The following is a 16,065-nucleotide window of genomic DNA, read 5'->3' as shown; positions in this document are numbered from 1 at the left end:
GGCCTCGTTACCATGCGTGGACGCACAAACGACGACCACTGACACTTCGAGGACGGGCGGGCGCGTGGCCGAGGCGGCAGACATCCAGGGGACGGCACCCGCCCCTGTCCGGCGCCGCTGGCTGCGGCGCGCGATCGTCATGCTCACCGGGACACCGGTTCTCGCCGCCCTCGTGTACGCCCCCGCCCCACCGGCGCACGCCACCGGGAACGCCCCCGCCGCCACGGCGGTCGACGTCCAGCTGGACACGCTGACCCCGAGCGCACCGGTCAAGGGCGACACCCTCACCATCTCCGGCACCGTCACCAACAACAGCCGCGAGACGATCACCGAGGCGCACGTCGGCCTGCGCGTCGGCCCGGTCCTCGGTGACCGGGAGGCGATCGGCGACGCCTCCGAACAGAGCGGGTACCGGCCCGGCAGCGATCCCGCGGAGATCGACGCCGCCTACTCCGCGAAGCTCTCCGCCCTGCCCGCGAAGAACAGCCAGCCGTTCACCCTGAGGATTCCGGTCGACAAGCTGGGGCTCGACAAGGACGGCGTCTACCAGCTCGGCGTCTCGGTGTCGGGCGAGAGCGAGAGCCGGACGACCGAGCAGGTCCTCGGCATGCAGCGGACGGTGCTGCCGTGGCAGCCCGAGGCCGCCGCCAAGCGCGCGCAGCTCAGCTACGTGTGGCCGCTGATCTCGCGCGTCCACCTCACGGCCGAGACCGGCTCCGACGAGTTGCAGACCCCCGTCTTCGAGGACGACGCCCTGGCCGACGAGCTGCGGCCCGGCGGACGACTGGAGCAGATGGTCTCGCTCGGCAGGGACCTGCCCATCACCTGGGTCATCGACCCCGACCTGCTGTACACGGTCGACGCCATGACCAAGGGCTACCGCGTCCGGGTCCCCGGCGGGAAGCCGGTGCCGGGCAGGAACAAGGCGGTCGCCGAGCGCTGGCTGAGCGCCTTGGAGGCGGCCGTCCAGGGCAAGAAGGTCGTCGCGCTGCCCTTCGCCGATCCTGACCTCGCCTCCCTCGCACACCGCGGCAAGGACGTCTCGGGCACCCTGGGGCAGCTGCGCCCCGCCACCGACAAGGCGAAGCAGGCGGTGGAGACCGTCCTGCACGTCACTCCGTCCACCGACTTCTCCTGGCCCGTGGACGGTGCCATCGACCCGGCCATCGTCAATGTCGCCACGTCGGCCGGCGCCCACAACGTCCTCACCCGCAGTGACTTCCTCCAGGAGAACGCGGGCCTCGGCTACATCCCCTCCGCTGCCCGCCCGATCGGGGCGGGGGCCACCGCCGTGGTCGCCGACGCCCGGCTCTCCACCGCCTTCGAGGGCGACATGCTCAGCGCCGGGAACTCCGTCCTCGCGGTGCAGCAGTTCCTCGCCCAGACCCTCGTGCTCAACCAGCAGGGTCCCGACGAGCAGCGCAGCTTCGTCGTCGCCCCCCAGCGGATGCCCTCCGCCAGCCAGGTCCAGACGATGGCCACTGCCCTGCGCGGCCTCCAGGCGGGCCGCTGGAGCCAGCCCCTCGACCTCGAAGCCGCGGCGGCCGCCAAGCCGGATCCGAGCGCCGCCACGCAGGTTCCGGGAGCCGGCCAGTACCCCGAGGGCCTGCGCAAGCAAGAGCTGCCGGTCTCGGCGTTCGAGAAGATCCGCACCACCCAGAGCACCCTGGATCACTTCAAGGTGATCCTTTCGGCCCCCGACCGGGTCGAGATCCCCTTCGGGAATACCACCAACCGGGAGATGTCCGCCTCCTGGCGCGATCGGCCCGAGCAGGCCGCGCTCTACCGCGACGGGGTTCAGCAGTACCTGATCGGTCTCACCGAGCAGGTGCAGCTGATCCCCAAGTCGGACGCGACCCTGTCCGGCCACAGCGCGACGATCCCGGTCACGATCCAGAACAGCCTCGTCCAGGACGTGCGCGGGCTGGTGCTGCGGCTCAAGTCCGCCAACCCGACCCGCCTGATGTTCGGCGACGACGGCGAGGACGAGAAGGACGTCACCGTCCAGGCCGAGCACAGCCAGACCCTGAAGTTCGACGCCAACGCCAGCGCCAGTGGTCCCGTCGAGGTCACCGCACAGCTCTACACCCGGGACGGCGTTCCCTACGGCAAGGAACGCCGGTTCACCGTGGAGGCAACGGAGATCACTCCGACCGTCATGCTCGTCATCGCGGGCGGCGTGCTGCTCCTCGTCGTGGCCGGCATCAAGATGTACGCCAGCCGCAAGCGCGTCGCGGCGCGTGCCGCCGGCGAAGACAGCACGCAGCAGAGTGACGAGACCCCGGACACCGGACCGCAAAGCACGAGCGGGTCCGGCCCAGGTGAGACAGTGGACCGTTGAGCGACGCCGTGGCCGGTCGGCCTGGGGACGATGAGGTGGGGTTTCGATGAACGCGCCGTACGACGGTGACCGCGGGCAGGGCGCCGGCGGTCCAGCGCCCGCCCAGGGCACTGCCCCGGGCACGCCGGTACCGGGGCAGGTGCCTCCGCCTGCCGCCGCGCCGGAACACGACCCGTATGTCCAGGATGCCTACGACTACGACCCGTACCGGTCACAGGACCTGTCCGCGCAGGACCCGGTGGCCGAGGTCCTCTACGACCGGGCCGCACACCCGCCGCCGCCCCCCGGCACCTACCAGGAGCCCGGCCCGCTCTACGCGGCCCCGGAGGCCCCCGCCTACTCCCCGGACCCGCGCGTCTGGGCCCAGACACCGCCGCCTGAACCGGACGGCCCCTCCCGCCACCTGCCGTACGGCGACAGCGCGACCACCACGCAGTTCGTCGGCGTCGACTCGCTCGTCACCCGGGCCACCGACCAGGAGGCGGAGCCGGACGCCTTCGCGCACCTCTACCGGGACCAGCAGGCCGCTCCCCACACCGCGGCCGAGGAAGCCCCCGTCGCCGCGCCCGCGCCCAGCAAGCCCGCCGGGCGCGCTTCCAGCCTGCTGAAGTCCAGTGCCCTGATGGCGGCGGGCACGATCGTCTCCCGCCTCACCGGCTTCCTGCGCACGCTGGTCATCGCCGGGGCGATCGGCGTCGGCACCTTCAACGACACCTACCAGATCGCCAACACCCTGCCGACGATGATCTACGTCCTCGTCGGCGGCGGCGCCCTCAACGCGGTCTTCATCCCGCAGCTCGTGCGCGCCATGAAGAACGACGACGACGGCGGCGAGGCCTACGCCAACCGGCTGCTGACCCTGGTCGTGGTCCTGTTGGCGGGCATCACCACGGTGTGCGTGCTCGCGGCGCCGCTGTTCATCACGATGATGTCGCCGAAGATCGCCTCGAACCCCGAGCAGATGGACGTCGCGGTCGCCTTCGCCCGCTACTGCCTGCCGACCATGTTCTTCATGGGCGTGCACGTCGTGCTCGGGCAGATCCTCAACGCCCGCGGCCGGTTCGGCGCCATGATGTGGACCCCGGTCCTCAACAACATCGTCGTCATCTCCACCTTCGGCGCCTTCATCTGGGCCTTCGGCGGCTTCACCACCTCCGGCGTCAACGCGGCCACCGTCACGGCCGACGGCGTCCGGCTGCTCGGTCTGGGCACCCTGCTGGGCCTCACCGTCCAGGCCCTGGCGATGCTGCCGTACCTGCGGGACGCGGGCTTCACCCCGAAGCTGCGCTTCGACTGGAAGGGCCACGGCCTCGGCAAGGCCGCCGGGCTCGCCAAGTGGACGTTCTTCTTCGTCCTGGCGAACCAGGTCGGTCTGGTCGTCGTCACCCAGCTGGCCACCTGGGCCGGATCGGTCGCCGAGAAGCAGGGCCACCCCGGTACCGGCATCACCGCCTACAACTACGCGCTGCTGCTGTGGCAGATGCCGCAGGCCATCATCACGGTGTCCGTCATGACGGCGGTCCTGCCGCGGATCTCCCGTTCGGCCCACGACGGGGACGTCGCCGCGGTCCGTGACGACATCTCCTACGGGCTGCGCACCTCGGCGGTCGCGATCGTGCCCTGCGCCTTCGCCTTCCTCGCGCTCGGCGTGCCGATGGCCACCCTGCTCTACGCGGGCTCCGGCGCCGGCGCCCAGAACATCGGCTACGTGCTGATGGCCTTCGGCCTCGGGCTGATCCCGTACTCCGTGCAGTACGTCGTCCTGCGCGGGTTCTACGCCTACGAGGACACCCGCACCCCCTTCTACAACACCTGCATCGTCGCGGGCGTCAACGCGGCGGTCTCGATCGCCGCGTTCCTGGTGCTGCCCCCGCGGTGGGCCGTGGTCGGCATGGCCGCCGCCTACGGTCTCGGCTACGCGGTGGGCGTCGGTGTGGCCTGGCGGCGGCTGCGCACCCGGCTGGGCGGCGACCTGGACGGGGCGCACGTGATGCGGACCTACGCCCGCCTCGCCGGAGCCTGCGTGCCCGCGGCCGTCGTGGGAGGTGGCGTCGCCTTCGGCATCACCCGGCTGCTCGGGAGCGGAGTGACCGGTTCCCTGGCCTCCCTGGTGGCCGGCGGCATCACTCTGGCGGCGGTGTTCCTCATCGCGGCCAAGCGCATGAGGATCGAGGAACTCAACGCCATGGTCGGCATGGTGCGCGGACGTCTGGGGCGCTGATGCGCACAACCATCGGCCCCCCTAGCGTGTCGTGCATAGCGTCGGACTGTGGGCACAATTGGCACGGCTTCGCAGACTGGCCGACAGCGCGTAACGGATGGGGAGGCAGGAACGACGGTGGCGGAACGTAGCACGGCTGCCGTCGACGTGGCCGACAACAGCGGCGACGAGCCGCTGACCGCCGAGGCGGTCGAGGCCACGGCCGACGGGACTGAGATCCAGGACGCACGAGCCTCGGACGGACCCATGCCCGAACCGGACGGAAAACGCGGGAACGCCAAGAAGCCCCAGAGCGCCGCGCCTTCCGCACCGGAGCTGCACAGCGGTCACAAGCTGGCCCGGCGCTACCGGCTCGAAGAGTGCGTCACCCGTCTGGACGGATTCAGCAGCTGGCGCGCGATGGACGAGAAGCTGCGCCGGGCGGTGGGCGTCCACCTGCTGCCGGCCGACCACCCGCGAGCCCGTTCCGTGCTGGCAGCGGCCCGCTCCTCCGCCCTGCTCGGCGACCCCCGGTTCGTCCAGGTCCTCGACGCCGTGGAAGAGAACGACCTCGTCTACGTCGTCCACGAATGGCTGCCCGACGCCACCGAACTGACGGCCCTGCTGGCCGCGGGCCCGCTGGAGCCGCACGAGGCGTACCAGCTCGTCAGCCAGGTCTCCCAGGCGATGACGGCGGCCCACCGGGAGGGCCTGGCCCACCTGCGGCTCACGCCGAGCGCCATACTGCGCACCTCCAGCGGCCAGTACCGCATCCGCGGCCTCGCCGTGAACGCCGCCCTGCGCGGCATCAGCAGTGACACCCCGCAGCGCGCGGACACCGAGGCGATCGGCGCACTGCTGTACGCCGCCCTCACCCAGCGCTGGCCCTACGAGAACGACGCCTACGGCCTCACCGGCCTGCCCAAGGGCGTCGGCTTGATCGCCCCCGACCAGGTCCGCGCGGGCGTCCACCGGGGCCTGGGCGAACTCGCCATGCGCGCGCTCGCCAACGACGGTGCCACGGCCTCCCGCCAGGAGCCCGCCTGCACCACCCCGGAAGAGCTGTCCAAAGCCGTCGCCGCGATGCCCCGCATCCGGCCGCCCGAGCCGGCCTTCACCGCGCCGCCCGAGTACCAGCACACGACGTACCAGCAAGGCAGCTACGGCCGCCCGGCGGTGCACAACGGCATCACCACCGTCACGCCCCTGGCGCCCGTCCCGCCGCCGCCCCCGCTCCAGAGCCGGACCGGCCGGGTCCTCAAGTGGGGCGTCGCGGCGCTGCTCATCGCCGCTCTCGGCCTGGGCAGCTGGCAGCTGGCCGACACCCTTCTGCGCGGCAATCAGAGCGACGGGAACCAGCAGGCTCCGCAGCCCAAGGCCGACGACGCTCCGCCGAAGAAGGCGCCCGTGGCCCTCGCCATCAAGGACGCGTCGGAGTACTACCCCGACGGCAAGCCCCAGGACACAGCGGGCGTGGCGAGCACCTACGACGGGGACGTCTCCACCTACTGGCGCACCAAGAGCTTCCTCGACGGCCCGGACATGAAGGCCGGCGGCTACAAAGCGGGCGTCGGCGTCGTCTACGACCTCGGCTCCGAACAGGAGGTCACCGCCGCCTCGATAGGGCTCCGGTACGCGGGCGACCACACCACGGCCACGCTGTACGGCGCCACCTCCATGTCCTCGTCCAAGTCGGTCGGCTCCATGAAGAAGATCGCCGCGGGCACCACCAAGGACAGCAGCCTGACCCTGACCGCGGAGAAGCCCGTCAAGACGCGCTACGTGGTCCTCTGGATCACCGCCATGCCCATGTCCGGCCCCGACCAGTACAGCGGCGCGGGCTACAAGCAGGCCGTCACGGACGTGAAGTTCTCCGGCTGAGGCCGCGGCAGGGGAGGGGCTCACCGTTGGACGACGCCGCACCCGGCGGCCGCAGCGACCAGGAACTCCTGGCGCTGCACGCCGCCGGAGACCCCGACGCGTTCGGTGAACTCGTGCGGCGCCACCGCGACCGGCTGTGGGCCGTTGCGCTGCGGACCCTCGGCGACCGCGAGGAGGCCGCCGACGCCGTCCAGGACGCCCTGGTCTCCGCCTACCGGGCCGCCCACACCTTCCGGGGCGAGTCGGCCGTCACCACCTGGCTGCACCGGATCACCGTGAACGCCTGCCTGGACCGGGCCCGCAAGGCCGCCTCGCGCAAGACCGCGCCCCTCGACGACACGGAGCGCCTGGAGCGGCTCCTGGAGCCGCACGAGTCCGCCGACGCCCCCGCCGAGCGCCACGACCTCCACCGGCAGCTCCTGGCGGCTCTGGCCACTCTGCCGCCCGAACAGCGGGCCGCCCTCGTCCTGGTCGACATGCAGGGCTATCCCGTGGCCGAAGCAGCCCGGATCCTGGACGTCCCCACCGGGACCGTGAAGAGCCGCTGTGCCCGTGGCCGGGCGAAACTCGCCCCGCTCCTCACTCATCTGCGCGCCGATCCCGTGGATAACACCGACGCCGAGCGGGGAAGGAACCGGACGCAGGGGACATCCGTCCCACCAGCGGCAGAGCCCAGACATCCAGATCCAGGCTCGGTGAAGGGCGGAGGTGGACGAACATGACCCCCACGACCGGCGCGACCGGTGTGACCGGCACGATCCGGCACCCGGAGGTCTCGGAGATCTCCGACCTGACCGAGGGTCTCCTCTCTCCTTCCCGGACGTCCGAGGTGCGGCGCCACCTGGCCGCGTGCGCCCTGTGCGCCGATGTCCGCGCCTCCCTGGACGAGATCCGTTCGCTCCTCGGCACGCTTCCCGGGCCGCCGCGGATGCCCGTGGACATCGCGGGCCGCATCGACGCGGCACTGGCGGCGGAAGCCCTGCTCGACGCCCGGAGCCCTGCTTCGGAACCCCGTCCCGTCCGGGTGCGCCCCGCTGCGCCGGATGTTTCACGTGAAACATCGCCCGCCGCCCGCGCGCCGGGGGGACACCCCACGGGCCCGACCGGCCCCGGGCGGCGTCGTGCCCGCAGGCGCATCGCCGTGCTGACCGGACTGGCCGGAGCCGCGGCCTGCGCCCTAGGGGTCTTCCTCTTCACCGCACTGCCCCACTCGTCCTCGCAGAGCACCTCAGCCCGCAAGGACGCCGCCAGCGCGCTGGCCGAGCCCAAGGCCGCGGGTGAGTACTCCGCCCAGAACCTGCGCTCCGCCGTCCAGCACCTGCTCGCCGAGGGGAGCGTCGCCGGGCAGTCGACCCCGGAGGGACGCAGCCCAGGGCTCCAGAAGACCTCGCCCGACGGGAACACCTCGTCCGACGGGGCGATCGCCCCCCAGGACCGCCGGGCGGCGGGTCCCGTCCCGCAGTGCGTCCAAGAGGGCACCGGGCGGGCGGATACTCCGCTCGCGAGCGGGCAGGGCAGCTACCAGGGCACCCGTGTCCACCTGGTGGTCCTGCCGCACCCGGGAGATGCCGCCCTGGTGGACGCCTACCTCGTCGACTCCGCCTGCGCGGACGCCGCCGGGGCGGGCCCGGGCGCGGTGCTGCTGACCAGCACCTACCCGCGCCACTGAAGCCCGCGGACGCCACGGGGACAACTCGGGAATGCTCGCGCCGTAGGATCCGTTGGGTGGGGTGAAGGTCCGCACCGGCCCCCCGGTAGGCAAGAAGCAGTCCGCAGAGACGAGGAAAGTACCCGTGAGCGACGTCCGAAACGTGATCATCATCGGCTCCGGGCCGGCCGGTTACACGGCCGCCCTGTACACCGCACGTGCCTCGCTCAAGCCCCTCGTCTTCGAGGGCGCCGTCACCGCGGGCGGTGCGCTCATGAACACCACCGAGGTCGAGAACTTCCCCGGCTTCCGTGACGGCATCATGGGCCCCGACCTCATGGACAACATGCGCGACCAGGCCGAGCGCTTCGGCGCCGAGCTGGTTCCGGACGACATCGTCTCCGTCGACCTGACCGGTGACATCAAGACCGTCACCGACACCGCCGGTACCGTGCACCGTGCCAAGGCCGTCATCGTCACCACGGGCTCCCAGCACCGCAAGCTCGGCCTGCCCAACGAGGACGCGCTCTCCGGCCGGGGTGTCTCCTGGTGCGCCACCTGCGACGGGTTCTTCTTCAAGGACCAGGACATCGCCGTCGTCGGTGGCGGCGACACCGCGATGGAGGAGGCGACCTTCCTCTCCCGGTTCGCCAAGTCCGTCACGATCATCCACCGGCGTGACAGCCTGCGCGCCTCCAAGACGATGCAGGACCGCGCCTTCGCCGACCCGAAGATCAAGTTCGCCTGGGACAGCGAGGTCGCCGCGATCCACGGTGACCCGAAGCTGACCGGTCTGACTCTGCGCAACACCAAGACCGGTGAGACCTCCGAGCTTCCCGTGACGGGTCTCTTCATCGCCGTCGGCCACGACCCGCGGACCGAACTCTTCAAGGGCCAGCTGGAGCTGGACGCAGAGGGCTACCTCAAGGTCGACGCCCCCTCCACCCGCACCAACCTGACCGGCGTGTTCGGCGCGGGCGACGTGGTGGACCACACCTACCGCCAGGCCATCACCGCCGCAGGCACGGGCTGCTCCGCCGCCCTGGACGCCGAGCGCTTCCTGGCCGCCCTCACGGACGCCGAGCACGCCGCCGCGGCCGTCTGAGCCCACCCCCCGGCACCACCCCCACACCCCACACCCCGTAAAGAAGAAGGAGGCCGTTGTGGCCGGCACCCTGAAGACTGTGACCGACGCGAGCTTCGACGCGGACGTCCTGGCCAGCGACAAGCCCGTCCTCGTGGACTTCTGGGCCGAATGGTGCGGCCCGTGCCGCCAGATCGCCCCGTCCCTGGAGGCCATCGCGGCCGAGTACGGCGATGAGATCGAGATCGTCAAGCTCAACATCGACCAGAACCCGGACACCGCCGCCAAGTACGGCGTCATGTCCATCCCGACGCTGAACGTCTACAAGGGCGGCGAGGTCGTCAAGACCATCGTCGGTGCCAAGCCGAAGGCCGCCATCCTGCGCGACCTCGACGGCTTCGTGACCATCAAGCCGGTCGCCTGAGCCGTCGGTCGAACCCGGTTCGCGAACGGGGCCGCCCCTGCCGGGGCGGCCCCGTTCGCGCATCTCCGGGACGGATCTAGAGCGGGCGCAGGGCCGGCTCCTTGCGCGCGCCGCCCAGCAGCCGGTCCAGGGCCAGCTCCACGTCTTCCTTCCACGACAGCGTGGAACGCAGCTCCAGCCGCAGCCGCGGGTGCACCGGATGCGGCCGGACCGTCTTGAAGCCCACCGCCAACAGGTGATCCGCGGGCAGGAGACAAGCCGGTCCCTCCCACCGCGCGTCCCCGAAGGCCTCGATCGCGCGGAACCCGCGCCGCAGCAGGTCCTTGGCGACCGTCTGCACCATCACCCGCCCCAGGCCTTGGCCCTGATAGCCCGGCATGATCCATGCCGTGATCAGCTGGACGGCATCCGGCGACACGGGACTCGTGGGGAAGGCGGTCGCCCGCGGCACATAGGCGGGCGGGGCGTACAGCACGAAGCCCACCGGGACGTCGTCCACGAAGACCAGCCGGCCGCAGGAACCCCACTCCAGCAGAACCGCGGAGATCCACGCTTCCTTCTCCTGCTCCGCGGTCCCGGACTTCACCGCGGCATTGCCACTGACGGGATCCAGCTCCCAGAACACACAGGAACGGCAACGTCTGGGCAGGTCCCGGAGGTTGTCCAGCGTGAGCGGTACGACCCTGCGACCCATGGACGCATCGTATCCACCGGCTCCCCGCTCCGACACCGGAGCACGACAAAGGGCCGGGCAAAAGGAGCGGAACACGGCAAAGGGCGGGCCGCACCGGTTCCCACCGGCACGACCCGCCCCGAGGCGGCCGGGATCACTCCCCGGCGATTCCCTGCTCCAGCACCCGTCCCTCACCCGGGGCCAGCGTGCCCAGGATGCGCTCCAGATCCTCCATCGACGCGAACTCGACGGTGATCTTGCCCTTCTTCTGACCCAGATCCACCTTGACCCGCGTATCGAACCGGTCCGAGAGCCGCGACGCCAGATCGTTCAGCGCCGGAGCCACCCGGGCCCCCGCCCGGGGGCCCTTCGGCTTCACCGAACTCGTCGGCTGCGACCCCATCAGCGTGACGATCTCCTCGATCGCCCGCACCGACAGGCCTTCCGCCACGATCCGGTGGGCCAGTCGGTCCTGCTCGTCGGAGTCCTCCACCGACAGCAGGGCCCGCGCGTGCCCCGCCGAAAGGACGCCCGCCGCCACCCGGCGCTGCACCCTCGGCGAGAGCTTCAGCAGCCGCAGCGTGTTGGAGACCTGCGGCCGCGACCGCCCGATCCGGTCCGCCAGTTGATCGTGGGTGCAGTGGAAGTCCTGGAGCAGCTGGTCGTACGCGGCCGCCTCTTCCAGCGGGTTCAGCTGCGCCCGGTGCAGGTTCTCCAGGAGCGCGTCCAGCAGGAGCTTTTCGTCATCGGTCGCCCGGATGATCGCGGGAATCCGCTCCAGGCCGGCCTTGCGGCAGGCACGCCAGCGCCGCTCGCCCATGATGAGTTCGTAGCGGCCGGGACCGGACTGCCGGACCACCACCGGCTGGAGCAGGCCCACCTCCTGGATGGAGGTGACCAGCTCCGCGAGCGCGTCCTCGTCGAACACCTCACGCGGCTGCCGCGGGTTCGGCGTGATCGCGTCCATGGCCAGCTCGGCGAACATCGCGCCTGCCACCGTGGTCGCCGCGAGCAGCCCGGCCGCCTCCGGCTCGACCGCCGCCCGCTCCGTTTCACGTGAAACATCGGTTTCACGTGAAACATCGGCCTGCGCCAGCGAAGCCAGCTTCGCCGCCGCGATCCCGCGCTCCGAGGGCAGGACCGGAACCGCCGACGGCGACGTCGATCCCGCGCCCACCACCGAGGGGCTTCTCTCTTGCGGAGCCGCGGGAATCAGCGCACCGAGTCCCCGCCCCAGACCCCTACGTCGCTCACTCACTGGATCCCCTCCGACATGCTCTGCGTGCTGTTCACACCGGCGCCCAGATGGGCGTGCCGGGCGTCGTACCGGATTCCGACCCCGCGCAGCGCGATCTCGCGCGCGGCCTCCAGGTAGGAGAGGGAACCACTGGAACCCGGGTCGTAGGTGAGCACCGTCTGCCCGTAGCTCGGGGCCTCCGAGATGCGCACCGACCGCGGGATGCTCGTCCGCAGCACCTCGTTGCCGAAGTGGCTGCGCACCTCCTCGGCGACCTGGGAGGCCAGCCGGGTCCTGCCGTCGTACATGGTCAGCAGGATCGTGGAGACGTGAAGATTCGGGTTGAGGTGGGCGCGCACCAGGTCGACGTTGCGCAGCAGCTGTCCCAGCCCCTCCAGCGCGTAGTACTCGCACTGGATCGGGATCAGCACCTCCGCGCCCGCGACCAGGGCGTTCACCGTCAGAAGTCCCAGCGAGGGAGGGCAGTCGATGAGGATGTAGTCGAGCGGCTGCTCGTACGCCTGGATCGCCCGCTGGAGTCGGCTCTCGCGGGCCACCAGCGACACCAGCTCGATCTCGGCGCCCGCCAGGTCGATCGTGGCGGGAGCGCAGAAGAGACCTTCCACGTCGGCCACCGGCTGGACGACCTCCAGCAGGGGCCTGCTCTCCACCAGGACGTCGTAGATGGACGGCACATCGGCGTGGTGATCGATGCCCAGCGCCGTGGAGGCGTTGCCCTGCGGGTCGAGGTCGATCACCAGGACCCGGGCGCCGTGCAGTGCCAGCGACGCAGCCAGGTTGACGGTCGTCGTGGTCTTGCCGACGCCACCCTTCTGGTTGGCCACCACCATGATCCGCGTCTGGTCGGGGCGCGGCAGACCTTCACCGGCCCGGCCCAACGCTTCTACCGCCATCTGGGCGGCACGGCCGATCGGGGTGTCATTGTCCACAAGGGGCGGAGACGATGTTTCACGTGAAACATCGTCGCCCACCGACTCTGAGCGGGGACCGGGGACCGGGTCGGCCAACGGCCCCGCGAGGTTGGCGTCAGACCGCACGGGTTCACTCTCCTCGACATCAGGCTCGCGATGAACAGAGCCTGCCATGCCTTCGGGGTCGCGAACCAGCGGGGCCCGTACTCCTGTGGATGATTCCACCGTTGTGGACAACTCGATCACCCTCGGGTTGTCCTTGCGGTCACGCGGGGAGGTGGCCGCGCGGCCGCGGCTGATGATTCCGTGCAGCAGAGAGCGACGTTTCACGTGAAACACGATGCGCCGCGTCCACCGGTCAGCGGCGGCGGCGCGTCCGTGACACCCGTGCAGCCTTAGCCCGCTTGGCCGCAAACCTCACTCCGCCGGGGCTTTCTCCCACTTCCACCCGGACCACGGTCGAGAGCGGATCCACGATCCCCTCACCGACGTGCAGCACCGAGGTCTTCACCACACCGAGCTTCGCCAGCGCGGACTTCGCCGCCACCAGCTCCTCCTCGGCCGTGTCCCCCTTGAGCGCCAGCATCTCTCCGTACGGACGCAGCAGCGGCACACCCCAGCCGGCCAGCCGGTCCAGAGGAGCCACGGCACGCGCCGTCACCACGTGCACCGGCTGCACCTTGCCGAGGACTTCCTCCGCGCGGCCGCGCACCACGGTGACGTGGTCGAGGCCCAGCAGCTCCACGGCCTCCTGGAGGAAGTTCGTGCGCCGCAGCAGCGGCTCCAGCAACGTGATCTTCAGATCCCGTCGCACCAGAGCCAGCGGGATGCCGGGCAGCCCCGCCCCGGAGCCCACGTCGCACACGGTGACGTTCTCCGGCACCACCTCGGACAGCACCGCGCAGTTCAGCAGGTGCCGCTCCCACAGCCGTGGGACCTCACGGGGCCCGATCAGGCCCCGCTCCACTCCCGCGTCCGCCAGCAGCTCGGCGTAGCGGACAGCTTCCGGGAAGTACTCACCGAATACCGCGCGCGCTTCTTCGGGCGCCGGGGGAAGCTCCGCTGTCTCCGTCACGGGGACCGTCCTTCCGTACCGCACTCAACATCGTGTAGTTCAACAGTCAGGCTGACAAACTTCGGCCCCGCCTGCGCTACAGACGGGGCCGAACACTCGCGCTCGCGATCAGGCGGGGAGCACAACGACGAAGCGCTGCGGCTCCTCGCCCTCGGACTCGCTGCTCAGGCCGGCCGCCGCCACGGCGTCGTGGACGACCTTGCGCTCGAACGGAGTCATCGGGGCGAGCTTGACCGGCTCGCCCGAGGACTTGGCGTCCGCCGCAGCCTGCGCACCGATGACCGCCAGCTCCTCGCGCTTCTTGGCACGGAACCCCGCGATGTCCAGCATCAGCCGGCTCCGGTCACCGGTCTCCCGGTGCACGGCCAGGCGCGTCAGCTCCTGCAGAGCCTCCAGCACCTCGCCGTCGCGCCCCACGAGCTTGCTCAGGTCGCGGCTCGCCGAATCACTGACGATCGACACCGCGGCCCGGTCGGCCTCGACGTCCATGTCGATGTCGCCGTCCAGATCGGCGATGTCCAGCAGACCCTCAAGGTAGTCAGCCGCGATCTCGCCCTCCTGCTCCAGGCGGGTCAGGGTGTCGCCACCCTCGGCAGCGGCGGCGGAGATGGTGCCTTCCGTCACGGGATGGACTCCTTCTTACTTCTTGGTGGAGGGCTTGCCGGGGGGCGGCGACTGCCGCTGCGACTTCGACTGCCGCTTGGGCTGCTGCCGCTTCGCGGCACCACCGCTCGCCGCGTCCGCGTCCGCCGTGGTCTCGGAACTCTTGATCACCGAACCGTCCGCCTGAGCGGCCAGGCCCTGCTTCGCCAGGGTGGTGATGAACTTGCGCTCGTTGTCGTTGCGGTCCGGGCCCTTGGCCACGATCGCCGCGACGATCTTCTTCTTGCCACGGCCCTTGATCTGGCCGTGCGAACCGACGTGCTTGACCAGACGGGTCAGGTACTGGTCCTGCGCCTTGCTGCCCGGAGTCGGGTTCTGGCTGATCACGTACATCTGCTGGCCCATGGTCCACACGTTCGTGGTCAGCCAGTAGACGAGGACACCGACGGGGAAGTTGATGCCCATCACCGCGAAGATCAGCGGGAAGATGTACATCAGCATCTTCTGCTGCTGCATGAACGGCGTCTTGACCGAGAGGTCGACGTTCTTCTGCATCAGCTGACGCTGGGTGTAGAACTGCGAGAAGGACATCATGACGATCATGACGGCGGTGACGATCCGCACGTCGACGATCGAGGCGTTCAGGCTCGCGACCTTGTCCGCGCTGTCCATGAACTTGGACGCCAGCGGGGCACCGAAGATGTGAGCGTTACGGGCGCTCTCCAGCAGCGGCTTGTCGATGACGCCGATGGTCGTGCCGTTGGCGATGCTCGACAGCACGTGGTAGAGCGCGAAGAAGAACGGCGACTGCGCGAGGATGGGAAGGCACGAGGACAGCGGGTTGGTACCCGTCTCCTTGTACAGCTTCATCATCTCTTCGGACTGACGCTGCTTGTCGTTCTTGTAGCGCTCCTGGATCGCCTTCATCTTCGGCTGGAGCGCCTGCATGCCCCGCGTCGACTTGATCTGCTTCACGAAGAGCGGGATCAGGCAGATACGGATCAGGATCACCAGGGACACGATGGACAGGCCCCAGGCCCACCCACTGTCCGCACCGAAGACCGCGCCGTAGACCTTGTGGAACTGAACGATGATCCACGAGACGGGATAGGTGATAAAGCTGAACAGACTGGCAATCGTGTCCACTAATCAGGCTCCTTGAGCATTGCGAGATCGACGCAACGCACTGCGCAGCTGCTCGTGCCAACGCGGGCGTTTACGGGGTGGGACATGATCCACACCGCCAGGACTCCACGGGTTGCACCGCAGGATCCGCCAGGCGGTCAGTACTGTCCCCTTCACCGCACCATGCCGGTCGATGGCCGCATAGCCGTAGCGCGAGCACGACGGGTAATAACGGCACACCGGGCCGAGCAGCGGACTGATCGTCCACTGGTACAGCTTGATCAGGGCGAGCAGCGGGTACTTCATCGAGCCACGCCTCCCAGGAGCCGCGCCAGTGCGGCGTCCAGGTCCCGGGCAAGACCGTCATAGTCGGCCTCGCCCGCTCCGGGCAACGCACGCACCACCACCAGGCTACCGGCGGGCAGCTCGGAGAGCCGCTCGCGGACAAGATGGCGCAGCCTGCGCTTGACCCGGCTGCGGACGACGGCGACACCTACCGCCTTGCTGACGACGAAACCCGCACGCGTCGAGGGATCGATCTCCCCCGGCTCGTGCGGGTCCGTGGCACCGCTGGTACGTAGGTGTACGACGAGGAGCGGGCGACCAGCCCGACGACCTCGGCGTACCGCGCTCGCGAAGTCCTCGCGCCGCCTCAGCCGATTTTCGGGAGACAGCACGACGTCACGACCTGTGTGCGTTGGTTACGCGGAGAGGGCGGTACGGCCCTTGCCACGACGGTTGGCCAGGATCGCGCGACCGGCACGGGTACGCATCCGGAGACGGAAGCCGTGGGTCTTGGCACGACGGCGGTTGTTCGGCTGGAAGGTGCGCTTGCTCACTCG

General features: G+C 70.2%; 16 protein-coding genes. 7 read left to right on the top strand and 9 right to left on the bottom strand.

What is annotated here, in order from left to right; genetic code table 11:
• Positions 1-64: 64 nt before the first annotated feature.
• The 7 genes from AC0693_RS23215 to trxA all read left to right on the top strand — a co-directional run bounded on the left by AC0693_RS23215 (position 65) and on the right by trxA (position 9,578).
• Positions 65-2,341, top strand: coding sequence for a DUF6049 family protein (locus AC0693_RS23215; RefSeq protein ID WP_478802752.1), 2,277 nt, complete (start codon positions 65-67; stop codon positions 2,339-2,341).
• A 46-nt stretch (positions 2,342-2,387) separates the two neighbouring features.
• Positions 2,388-4,562: a murein biosynthesis integral membrane protein MurJ gene (gene murJ, locus AC0693_RS23210; protein ID WP_469331054.1), complete on the top strand. Its 2,175-nt coding sequence runs from the start codon at positions 2,388-2,390 to the stop codon at positions 4,560-4,562.
• 117 nt (positions 4,563-4,679) lie between these two features.
• Positions 4,680-6,422, top strand: coding sequence for a protein kinase family protein (locus AC0693_RS23205; protein WP_478802751.1), 1,743 nt, complete (start codon positions 4,680-4,682; stop codon positions 6,420-6,422).
• A gap of 26 nt (positions 6,423-6,448) precedes the next feature.
• Positions 6,449-7,144, top strand: coding sequence for an RNA polymerase sigma factor SigM (sigM, locus tag AC0693_RS23200; RefSeq protein WP_469315977.1), 696 nt, complete (start codon positions 6,449-6,451; stop codon positions 7,142-7,144).
• Positions 7,141-8,091: an anti-sigma factor gene (locus tag AC0693_RS23195; RefSeq protein WP_478802750.1), complete on the top strand. Its 951-nt coding sequence runs from the start codon at positions 7,141-7,143 to the stop codon at positions 8,089-8,091. Before sigM ends, AC0693_RS23195 begins: the two co-directional genes overlap by 4 nt.
• A gap of 124 nt (positions 8,092-8,215) precedes the next feature.
• Positions 8,216-9,175: a thioredoxin-disulfide reductase gene (gene trxB, locus AC0693_RS23190; RefSeq protein WP_356403174.1), complete on the top strand. Its 960-nt coding sequence runs from the start codon at positions 8,216-8,218 to the stop codon at positions 9,173-9,175.
• Between the two features lie 58 nt (positions 9,176-9,233).
• A complete protein-coding gene (gene trxA / locus AC0693_RS23185; protein ID WP_356403171.1) occupies positions 9,234-9,578 on the top strand; it encodes a thioredoxin in 345 nt (114 codons plus the stop codon).
• Positions 9,579-9,654: 76 nt separating this feature from the next.
• Here trxA and AC0693_RS23180 read toward each other — a convergent pair whose 3' ends face one another.
• The 9 genes from AC0693_RS23180 to rpmH all read right to left on the bottom strand — a co-directional run bounded on the left by AC0693_RS23180 (position 9,655) and on the right by rpmH (position 16,062).
• Positions 9,655-10,272, bottom strand: coding sequence for a GNAT family N-acetyltransferase (locus AC0693_RS23180; RefSeq protein ID WP_356403168.1), 618 nt, complete (start codon positions 10,270-10,272; stop codon positions 9,655-9,657).
• A 133-nt stretch (positions 10,273-10,405) separates the two neighbouring features.
• On the bottom strand, positions 10,406-11,509 hold the full coding sequence (locus tag AC0693_RS23175) for a ParB/RepB/Spo0J family partition protein (RefSeq protein ID WP_478802749.1): 1,104 nt from the start codon (positions 11,507-11,509) through the stop codon (positions 10,406-10,408).
• Positions 11,506-12,594: a ParA family protein gene (locus AC0693_RS23170; protein ID WP_478802748.1), complete on the bottom strand. Its 1,089-nt coding sequence runs from the start codon at positions 12,592-12,594 to the stop codon at positions 11,506-11,508. Before AC0693_RS23170 ends, AC0693_RS23175 begins: the two co-directional genes overlap by 4 nt.
• Positions 12,595-12,778: 184 nt before the next feature.
• Positions 12,779-13,495: a 16S rRNA (guanine(527)-N(7))-methyltransferase RsmG gene (gene rsmG / locus AC0693_RS23165; RefSeq protein WP_356403159.1), complete on the bottom strand. Its 717-nt coding sequence runs from the start codon at positions 13,493-13,495 to the stop codon at positions 12,779-12,781.
• Positions 13,496-13,603: 108 nt separating this feature from the next.
• Positions 13,604-14,119 carry a Jag family protein gene (locus tag AC0693_RS23160; RefSeq protein WP_468467031.1) on the bottom strand — a complete coding sequence of 172 codons (516 nt, stop codon included), beginning with the start codon at positions 14,117-14,119 and terminating at the stop codon, positions 13,604-13,606.
• A gap of 15 nt (positions 14,120-14,134) precedes the next feature.
• Positions 14,135-15,244, bottom strand: coding sequence for a membrane protein insertase YidC (yidC, locus tag AC0693_RS23155; RefSeq protein WP_468467033.1), 1,110 nt, complete (start codon positions 15,242-15,244; stop codon positions 14,135-14,137).
• Between the two features lie 3 nt (positions 15,245-15,247).
• The gene (gene yidD / locus AC0693_RS23150; protein ID WP_443065316.1) at positions 15,248-15,529 is read right to left on the bottom strand and encodes a membrane protein insertion efficiency factor YidD; all 282 of its coding nucleotides are present in this window, start codon (positions 15,527-15,529) and stop codon (positions 15,248-15,250) included.
• Complete coding sequence (gene rnpA / locus AC0693_RS23145; RefSeq protein ID WP_478802747.1) at positions 15,526-15,900, bottom strand: ribonuclease P protein component; 375 nt, start codon at positions 15,898-15,900, stop codon at positions 15,526-15,528. Before rnpA ends, yidD begins: the two co-directional genes overlap by 4 nt.
• Positions 15,901-15,924: 24 nt before the next feature.
• Positions 15,925-16,062, bottom strand: a complete 138-nt coding sequence (gene rpmH / locus AC0693_RS23140) for a 50S ribosomal protein L34 (protein WP_356403148.1) — start codon at positions 16,060-16,062, stop codon at positions 15,925-15,927.
• Positions 16,063-16,065 lie beyond the last annotated feature (3 nt).

The organism is Streptomyces sp. NPDC043876, from assembly GCF_056435825.1.
The sequence above is the reverse complement of the archived record's forward strand: the minus strand, read 5'-3'. Positions and strand labels throughout refer to the sequence as shown.

What these genes read in the sequence shown, in the direction of transcription:
- murJ (WP_469331054.1), top strand. Translation starts at nt 2,388, where the DNA reads ATGAACGCGCCGTACGACGGTGACCGCGGGCAGGGCGCCGGCGGTCCA.
- AC0693_RS23180 (WP_356403168.1), bottom strand. Translation starts at nt 10,272, where the DNA reads ATGGGTCGCAGGGTCGTACCGCTCACGCTGGACAACCTCCGGGACCTG.
- AC0693_RS23170 (WP_478802748.1), bottom strand. Translation starts at nt 12,594, where the DNA reads ATGGCAGGCTCTGTTCATCGCGAGCCTGATGTCGAGGAGAGTGAACCC.
- yidD (WP_443065316.1), bottom strand. Translation starts at nt 15,529, where the DNA reads ATGAAGTACCCGCTGCTCGCCCTGATCAAGCTGTACCAGTGGACGATC.
- AC0693_RS23195 (WP_478802750.1), top strand. Translation starts at nt 7,141, where the DNA reads ATGACCCCCACGACCGGCGCGACCGGTGTGACCGGCACGATCCGGCAC.